The 7179-nt window shown below is 72.8% G+C and carries 8 protein-coding genes and 7 tRNA genes; 9 read left to right on the plus strand and 6 right to left on the minus strand.

The window, feature by feature from the left end; translation table 11 throughout:
• Positions 1–28: 28 nt before the first annotated feature.
• Together ACZ6EM_RS01415 and ACZ6EM_RS01420 are read right to left on the minus strand one after the other, a co-directional pair.
• Positions 29–100 (minus strand) — tRNA-Val (locus ACZ6EM_RS01415).
• 78 nt (positions 101–178) lie between these two features.
• Positions 179–637, minus strand: a complete 459-nt coding sequence (locus tag ACZ6EM_RS01420; RefSeq protein ID WP_359914480.1) for a TIGR02611 family protein — start codon at positions 635–637, stop codon at positions 179–181.
• Between the two features lie 194 nt (positions 638–831).
• Here ACZ6EM_RS01420 and ACZ6EM_RS01425 point away from each other — a divergent pair, with 194 nt between their 5' ends.
• Both ACZ6EM_RS01425 and ACZ6EM_RS01430 read left to right on the plus strand, forming a co-directional pair.
• A complete protein-coding gene (locus ACZ6EM_RS01425; RefSeq protein WP_030056266.1) occupies positions 832–1245 on the plus strand; it encodes an SsgA family sporulation/cell division regulator in 414 nt (137 codons plus the stop codon).
• Positions 1246–1669: 424 nt separating this feature from the next.
• Positions 1670–2239 carry a CGNR zinc finger domain-containing protein gene (locus ACZ6EM_RS01430; RefSeq protein WP_401053637.1) on the plus strand — a complete coding sequence of 190 codons (570 nt, stop codon included), beginning with the start codon at positions 1670–1672 and terminating at the stop codon, positions 2237–2239.
• A 17-nt stretch (positions 2240–2256) separates the two neighbouring features.
• Here ACZ6EM_RS01430 and ACZ6EM_RS01435 read toward each other — a convergent pair whose 3' ends face one another.
• Entirely contained in the window at positions 2257–2718 is a 462-nt protein-coding gene (locus tag ACZ6EM_RS01435) for a hypothetical protein (RefSeq protein WP_401053635.1), read from the minus strand.
• 110 nt (positions 2719–2828) lie between these two features.
• Here ACZ6EM_RS01435 and ACZ6EM_RS01440 point away from each other — a divergent pair, with 110 nt between their 5' ends.
• Complete coding sequence (locus ACZ6EM_RS01440; protein ID WP_380359240.1) at positions 2829–3329, plus strand: DsbA family protein; 501 nt, start codon at positions 2829–2831, stop codon at positions 3327–3329.
• Positions 3330–3341: 12 nt separating this feature from the next.
• Here the strand turns inward: ACZ6EM_RS01440 and ACZ6EM_RS01445 are convergent, their stop codons facing one another.
• The 3 genes from ACZ6EM_RS01445 to ACZ6EM_RS01455 form a co-directional block, all read right to left on the minus strand.
• Positions 3342–4190 carry a GNAT family N-acetyltransferase gene (locus tag ACZ6EM_RS01445; RefSeq protein ID WP_465771350.1) on the minus strand — a complete coding sequence of 283 codons (849 nt, stop codon included), beginning with the start codon at positions 4188–4190 and terminating at the stop codon, positions 3342–3344.
• Positions 4191–4279: 89 nt separating this feature from the next.
• Positions 4280–5110 carry an aminotransferase class IV gene (locus ACZ6EM_RS01450; RefSeq protein WP_465771351.1) on the minus strand — a complete coding sequence of 277 codons (831 nt, stop codon included), beginning with the start codon at positions 5108–5110 and terminating at the stop codon, positions 4280–4282.
• A gap of 12 nt (positions 5111–5122) precedes the next feature.
• Entirely contained in the window at positions 5123–6223 is a 1101-nt protein-coding gene (locus ACZ6EM_RS01455) for a chorismate-binding protein (protein ID WP_465771352.1), read from the minus strand.
• Positions 6224–6543: 320 nt separating this feature from the next.
• Here ACZ6EM_RS01455 and ACZ6EM_RS01460 point away from each other — a divergent pair.
• The 6 genes from ACZ6EM_RS01460 to ACZ6EM_RS01485 all read left to right on the plus strand — a co-directional run bounded on the left by ACZ6EM_RS01460 (position 6544) and on the right by ACZ6EM_RS01485 (position 7176).
• A tRNA-Gly gene (locus ACZ6EM_RS01460) sits at positions 6544–6616 on the plus strand.
• 40 nt (positions 6617–6656) lie between these two features.
• Positions 6657–6730: transfer RNA gene (locus tag ACZ6EM_RS01465), tRNA-Cys, on the plus strand.
• A 32-nt stretch (positions 6731–6762) separates the two neighbouring features.
• A tRNA-Val gene (locus ACZ6EM_RS01470) sits at positions 6763–6834 on the plus strand.
• A 41-nt stretch (positions 6835–6875) separates the two neighbouring features.
• Positions 6876–6947: transfer RNA gene (locus ACZ6EM_RS01475), tRNA-Val, on the plus strand.
• Between the two features lie 44 nt (positions 6948–6991).
• Positions 6992–7063, plus strand: a tRNA-Val gene (locus ACZ6EM_RS01480).
• 41 nt (positions 7064–7104) lie between these two features.
• Positions 7105–7176, plus strand: a tRNA-Val gene (locus ACZ6EM_RS01485).
• Positions 7177–7179: the final 3 nt, after the last annotated feature.

The raw sequence follows: 7179 nt of genomic DNA on the forward strand, positions 1-7179 counted from the left end.
GGGCCTCACGTATCACAATGCATTCCGGTGGGCGATACTGGGATCGAACCAGTGACCCCTTCGGTGTGAACGAAGTGCTCTCCCGCTGAGCTAATCGCCCGGGTGCAGAGAAAACATTACCGCATCCCGGAGGGTGCTCCGAACACGCTCCCCGCCCGCGGCCCCGCGTCCGGGCGGGTCAGCTCCCGTCCAGCTGCCAGGGGGCGGCCAGGCCGTAGCGGGCGAAGTACCAGCCGCCCACCCCGACGAGGGCGGCCAACCCGATCGCGGTGAGCGTCAGGTTGCGGCGGCGCACCCGCGGGTCCATGGCCCGCTGGGCGGCCTCGGCGACCTTGCGGCGGGTCCAGCGCAGGGCCAGCTGGGCCCAGACGAACTCGGTCGCCCAGATCCCCATGCCCAGGAAGATCACCAGCCAGCCGGGGCCGGGCAGCGGCAGCATGATCAGCCCGAGCACCACCACGGCGAGGCCCGCCAGGAAGATCGCCACCTGCCAGACCCGGTGCAGTGCGGGCGAGCGGCGGACGAAGGCCGGGGCCCGCGATCCGACCGCCCGTCCGCCGTCGACGGCCGCGTCAACCGCCACAGCCGCTTCACCCGTTCCCGTGTTCCCGGCCGTCTTGTCGTTTCGCACAGTCATGCCAGGAAACTAACCAAGAAGCGCCGGGTAATGCCCGGCCCGGCCGCTGCGGGGCGATTCCGCAATGCGCCGTAAGGGGTACGACTCGCGCCCGAATCGGGACAGAGGGGTTTACATCGGTCTTGGGGGTGGGATGGTCCGTTCGCCGACGTGCGATTCCCCGAGCGCACACTGAGCGAAAGGCCATGGCGCTTATGAACACCACGGTCAGCTGCGAGCTGCACCTGCGCCTCATCGTGTCCAGCGAGTCATCACTGCCCGTCCCCGCGGGCCTGCGCTACGACACCGCCGACCCCTATGCCGTGCACGCCACGTTCCACACAGGCGCCGACGAGACCGTGGAGTGGGTGTTCGCCCGAGATCTCCTCGCGGAGGGGCTGCACCGACCCACTGGTACCGGCGACGTCCGGGTGTGGCCGTCGCGCAGCCACGGGCAAGGGGTGGTCTGCATCGCACTGAGCTCTCCGGAAGGAGAAGCCCTGCTGGAGGCCCCGGCCCGAGCGCTTGAGTCGTTCCTCAAGCGGACGGACGCCGCGGTGCCCCCCGGCACCGAACACCGTCACTTCGACCTCGACCGGGAGCTGTCCCACATCCTCGCCGAAAGCTGACCCCGTCCGGAGGCGGTCACGCCCCGCCGACGGCGGGGCCCTACCCCCTGCCTCATCGCAGCCGTCCTACTCGGGGGCACGGCAGCGGACTCAGCCGCGCACGACGCGGTCTCGGGGCCGGTGAGCGGCTCCGCTCCCACCGGAGCGGGTCCACAGCACCGCAGGCGCCCGGCACCGAGGCCGGCCATCCTCACGGGTGGCCGGCCTCGGTGCCGGGCGCCGACGTCTTCCGGCGGGTGGCGGCACGCCCTCGGGGGCCGGTTCGGGGGCCGGCCGGCCCCGGCGGCGCCCGGTTTCGGACGCCTTGTCGGACTGCGCACGCATCTTCGAAAGAAGGCGCCGCCCTACCGGCACAAGGCCCGGTATGGTCTGGGGTAACCGTGGACGCGGGGTATCGGAGTCCCCTGCGCGAGGAGCCCCCAACGTGCTGATCACCCATGACACCGAGTGCGCGCTGAGCCTCCTCGTGGAGCTGCTCAACACCGCACCCGAGGTGTGCGGCGCCGAGCGGCTGCCGGACGTCGCCGCGCTGGACGCCTTCGTGGTCCGCCGGGAGATCAGCGAGATCGACTCGCTGACCGAGGACGACCTCCGGCGGGTGCACGAGCTGCGCACCCGGCTGCGCGAGGTGTTCGCGACGGAGTCCACCGCGCAGGCCGCGGAGCTGGTCAACTCCATCGTCGCGGCCGCCGGGACGACGCCCCGGCTGACCAACCACGACGACCACGACTGGCACATCCACTACTTCGCGCCGCACGCCGCCCTCGACGACCACCTGGCGGCCGAGCTGGGCATGGCGCTGGCCCTCATCCTCATGGCGGGCGAGCGGGAGCGGCTGCGCCGCTGCGAGGCGCCGGACTGCGCGCGGGTCTTCGTGGACCTCTCCCGGAACCGCTCGCGGCGCTACTGCGACAGCCGCACCTGCGGCAACCGGCTGCACGTCGCCGCCTACCGGGCGCGGCAGCGGTCGGCGGAGGCCGTCCCCTCCGCCTGACCGGCCGGTCCTCCCGTTCAGATGCCGCGCTTGCGGAGGATCTCCTCGATGTCGGCGAAGTCGCCGAGGCCGTCCTCCCGCTTGCCCGCGGCCGACTTCTTCGGGGCCCTGGGCGTCGGCGCCACCGCCGGACGCTCGGGCGCCGGCCCGGCCGCGGCCGGGCGCTCCGGGGCGCTCTCCACCGCCCCGGCGCCCCGGCGGCCCACCCAGCGGGTGGTGACCAGCAGCACCGCCGAGACGCCGAGCAGCGCGATGCCGGTCCACACCCGCGGGTCGAGGACCAGCCTGGTCGCCCAGTCGGCGAACTCCCGGCCGATCGTGCTCGCCAGCGGGAACAGGCCGGTCAGGTAGAGCCCGGCGGGCAGCAGGGCCACCGCGAACCAGCGGGTCGCCGACAGGAAGCGCCGCCGGTAGGCCCGCAGCCCGGCGAAGGCCACCCCGCCCGCGGTGAGGACGAAGCTGATCGCCGCGCTCAGCACGGTGCCGCTCCTTCGTGTCCGGTCGTCCTGGTCATCGGTGCCTTCCTCTCGGTCCGCCCTCGGGCGCACCTCCGGCCGGAGCGGGCGCCCACTAGTGGAACACTGGGGGAATGATCGATGGTTCCCTCCCCCGCCTCGAGTTCTGGTGCGACCTCCAGTGCCCGGACTGCCACACCGCGCTGGACGACGTACGGGCGCTGCGCGCGCAGTACGGCGACGCGCTGCCCGTGGAGGTGCGGCACTTCCCGCTGGAGAAGCACAAGCACGCCTACGCCGCCGCGGAAGCGGCCGAGGAGGCGTTCGCGCAGGGGCTGGGCTGGCCGTTCGTCGAGGCGCTGCTGGCCCGTACCGCGGAGCTGGACGCGCGCGGGCAGCAGGTGCTGCTGGACGTGGCCCGGGAGGTCGGGGCGGACGTCGACGAGGTGGACACCGCGCTGATCGACGGCCGGCACATGCTGACCGTCGACGCCGACCAGGCCGAGGGCAAGGCGATCGGGGTCACCGGCACGCCGACGTACGTGATCGGCGGGCAGCGCCTCGACGGCGGCAAGAGCCAGGACGGGCTGCGCGAGCGGATCGTGGCCGTCATCGAGGCGGCGAAGGCTTCCTGACGACACGCCGGGTCACAGCTGCTTGCCGTAGAGGCGCTCGGTGACCCGGTAGCCGAGCGAGGTGTAGAGCCGGATGGCGACCTCGTTGCCGGAGAAGACGTTGAGGCCGAGGTTCCGCACCCCGGCGGCCAGGCACTCGCGTTCGGCGAGCAGCATCAGCGTGTGTCCGTGTCCCCGGCCCTGGTGGGCCGGGGACACCTCGACCTTCATCACCCAGGCGAGCGGTTCGCCGTCCGGCAGGTCGCGCAGGCGCGGCTGCAGCCAGAGCAGGCCGTACGGCTCCTCCCCGCCGTCGGCGCCGTACAGGCGGCGCAGGACCATGCCCGGGGTCTCCGGGTCCGGCGCGGCCGGGTTCTGCGGCCCGCCGCCCGAGCGGGCGCGGGCCTGTTCCTCGGTGAGGCCGGAAGCCACCATCACGCGGACGTAGTCCTGCACGGACCGGTCGAACCAGTCCCGGATCTCGGCCCTCCGGTCGAACGGGCGCACGCTCAGCCCCGCGGGCAGGTCCGGGGCGACTGTCAACCGCTTGGACATGGCCAGGGCCCGCTCGGTGTACCCGAGCGTCACGGCGAGCCCCCGGGCCGCCGCGGCCGGCTCCGGGACGCCGACGTCGACCCGGGTGCAGCCCCAGGTGCGCAGCACCTCCTCGGCGGCCAGCCCGCCGAACGTTCCCCGACCCCGGCCGCGCCCCTCGGTGATCTCCAACTCGGATATCCGGCCCCAGAGTTGATCGCCCTGCGGGTCGGCGGTGGTGCGCAGCGCGCCGACCGGGTGGCCGTTCGCGAGGATCAGCCAGCGTCTGGTGCGGCCGCCGGCCGCGGTGGGTGTCTCCGGGCCCTCGGGGCGCAGCGTGGTGGTCATGTGGTGGTCCCTTCCCGTTGCACGGGGGGTTATCCACGCGGCCGGTGCGCTTCCCCGGCGTTCTTCCGGGCTGCTCTCCCGGGCGGGGATCACGGGTCGAGGTCGTCGCCGCTGCGCTCGGTGAAGACGGCCATGGCCTTGGCGGTGACGGGGCCGATGCCGGGCAGTTCGCGGTCGTCGACGCGGGTGACGGCCTGGACGTCGCGGGTGGTGGAGGTCAGGAAGACCTCCTCGGCGTCCTGGAGGGCGCTGAGCGGCAGGTCGGCCTCCTCGGCGCCGCACCAGTCGACGACGAGCTGCCGGGTGATGCCGGCCAGGCAGCCGGAGGCGAGAGCGGGGGTGAGCAGGCGGCCGCCGAGGACCACGAAGACGTTGGATCCGGTGCCCTCGCAGAGCCGTCCCGCGGTGTTGGCGAGCAGGGCCTCGGAGGCGCCGGCGCGGTGGGCGGCGGCCAGGGCGACGACGTTCTCGGCGTACGAAGTGGTCTTGAGGCCTGTGACGGCGCTGTGCTCGTTGCGGCGCCAGGGGACGACGGCGACGGCGGTCTCGTCGGGGCGGTGGCCGATCGCGCTGAGGGCGACGACCAGGGTGGGGCCGGCGGTGCCGCGCTCGGAGCTGAGCGGGCCGTTGCCGCCGGTGTAGGTGACGCGCAGGCGGCCGAGCGGCGCGGGGTTGGCGGCGAGGACCTGGGCGCAGGCCTCGCGGACCAGGTCGTGATCGGGGTCGGCCAGGCCGAGGCCGCGGGCGGAGCGGGTGAGCCGGTCCAGGTGGCGGGTGACCGCGAAGGCCCGGCCGTCGACCGTCTTCAGGGTCTCGAAGACGCCGTCGCCGGTGGTGAGGCCGTGGTCGAGGACCGAGACGGCCGCGTCGGCGGAGTCGACGAGGGAGCCGTTGACCCAGCTCGTGGTGCGGTTGTGCATCGGGTGCTGCTCCTAGGCGGTGGGGGCGCAGGCCCCGGTCGGGTCGGATCCGGTGCCGGAGTCGCCACCGGGTTCGCCACCCGACGCTATCGCGACGAGGCGGGCGGCCTTCAGTTCGGTTTCGGCCCATTCCCGCTCGGGGTCGGAGCCCCAGGTGATGCCGGCGCCGGTGCCGAAGCGCAGGACGGGCGCGCCGGGGTCCGCCCGGTCGATCCAGAACGTGCGGATGCCGACGGCGAGTTCGGCCTCGCCGCGGTCGGCGTCGACCCAGCCGACGGCGCCGCAGTACGGGCCGCGCGGGGCGGTCTCCAGGGCCTCGATGATCCGCAGGGCGCTGGACTTGGGGGCGCCGGTGACGGAGCCGGGCGGGAAGGTGGCGGCGAGGAGCTCGGGCCAGCCGGCTCCGTCGCGCAGGGTGCCCTCGACGGTGGAGACCAGGTGGACCAGGCCGGGGTGCTTCTCGACGGCGCAGAGGTCGGGGACGGTGACGCTGCCGGTCGCGCAGACCCGGCCGAGGTCGTTGCGGACCAGGTCGACGATCATCACGTTCTCGGCGTGGTCCTTGTCGAGGAGGTCGTCCTCGGTGCGGCCGGTGCCCTTGATCGGGCCGGAGGAGACGGTGCGGCCGGTGCGGCGCAGGTAGAGCTCGGGTGAGGCGGTGGCGATCTCGACGCCGTGCCCGGGCAGGCGGACGGTGCCGGCGTAGGGGGCGGGGTTGCCGTGGGCGAGGAGGCCGGTGAGGGCGTCGACGTCGCTGAGGTCCGGGTCGGGCAGCGGTGCGGAGAGCACCCGGCAGAGGTTGGCCTGGTAGACCTCGCCGGCGGCTATGTGCTCGCGGATGCGGCGGACGCCCGCGGTGTAGGCGGTGCGGTCGAGGGAGCTGTGCCAGCTGCCGGCCTCCGGTCCGCGCCAGCCCGCGCCGGAGGGCGGGGCGGGGGCCGGGCGGACCTGGTCGAAGCGGGCGCAGGTCAGCCGGCCCTCGAAGTCGTAGGCGACGGCCCAGTAGCCGGCGGAGTCCAGAGCGGCCGGGTCCGAGGTGACGTCGCGCAGTCCGGTGGCCAGGCGGCCGCCGAAGCGGGCGAGCGGGGTGCGGGGGTCGGGGTGGCCGGACACGGTTCTCCTGCGCGGTGGTGCTGGGCGGCGGTGCCTGAAGTGTAGGTCGGGGGGCGTGGGCCCGGTCCGGTTCGCGCCCCGCGCACGAGCAGCTCTGTGCGTCACCCGGGTGTGCGCCGGGTGACCTGCGGATGATCGTCCGGGAGCGCCGCAGGTGGCGGCCGGTGGCCGTCCGGGAGCGCTGACGGGACGGCGCTCACCGGCCATCCCCTCGGCATGCTGCGGGAACGGATTTTTAGCTGGCCCGGGAATCCGCTAGAGTTCAACACGTCGCCAGGGAGCGCAACCGAAGAAAAGCGGTGAAGCCCCCCGGAAGACAGGCGGACGTGGCTCAGTTGGTAGAGCATCACCTTGCCAAGGTGAGGGTCGCGAGTTCGAATCTCGTCGTCCGCTCGATGGAGAACAGTGTAAGATCGTTCTTCATGCGTTGCCTGGTGGAGTGGCCGAGAGGCGAGGCAACGGCCTGCAAAGCCGTGTACACGGGTTCAAATCCCGTCTCCACCTCCAAGAGGTCCCCCGGTTCGACCGGGGGCCTCCCCGCGCGATTAGCTCAGCGGGAGAGCACTACCTTGACACGGTAGGGGTCACTGGTTCAATCCCAGTATCGCGCACGTCGGACCCTTCAGGGTCTGCTGCAGGACCGCCACATCAGGCGCGATTAGCTCAGCGGGAGAGCACTACCTTGACACGGTAGGGGTCACTGGTTCAATCCCAGTATCGCGCACAGTAACGGGCCCTTCGGGGTCTGCTGCAACACCGCCGCACCAGGCGCGATTAGCTCAGCGGGAGAGCACTACCTTGACACGGTAGGGGTCACTGGTTCAATCCCAGTATCGCGCACGTCGGACCCTTCAGGGTCTGCTGCAACACCGCCGCACCAGGCGCGATTAGCTCAGCGGGAGAGCACTACCTTGACACGGTAGGGGTCACTGGTTCAATCCCAGTATCGCGCACAT

The sequence above is a fragment of the Kitasatospora sp. NPDC041917 genome, assembly GCF_055589745.1.

Excerpts from the sequence above, each read along its gene's own strand:
- ACZ6EM_RS01420 (WP_359914480.1), bottom strand. The coding sequence starts at position 637 with ATGACTGTGCGAAACGACAAGACGGCCGGGAACACGGGAACGGGTGAA.
- ACZ6EM_RS01425 (WP_030056266.1), top strand. The coding sequence starts at position 832 with ATGAACACCACGGTCAGCTGCGAGCTGCACCTGCGCCTCATCGTGTCC.
- ACZ6EM_RS01440 (WP_380359240.1), top strand. The coding sequence starts at position 2,829 with ATGATCGATGGTTCCCTCCCCCGCCTCGAGTTCTGGTGCGACCTCCAG.
- ACZ6EM_RS01445 (WP_465771350.1), bottom strand. The coding sequence starts at position 4,190 with ATGACCACCACGCTGCGCCCCGAGGGCCCGGAGACACCCACCGCGGCC.
- ACZ6EM_RS01450 (WP_465771351.1), bottom strand. The coding sequence starts at position 5,110 with ATGCACAACCGCACCACGAGCTGGGTCAACGGCTCCCTCGTCGACTCC.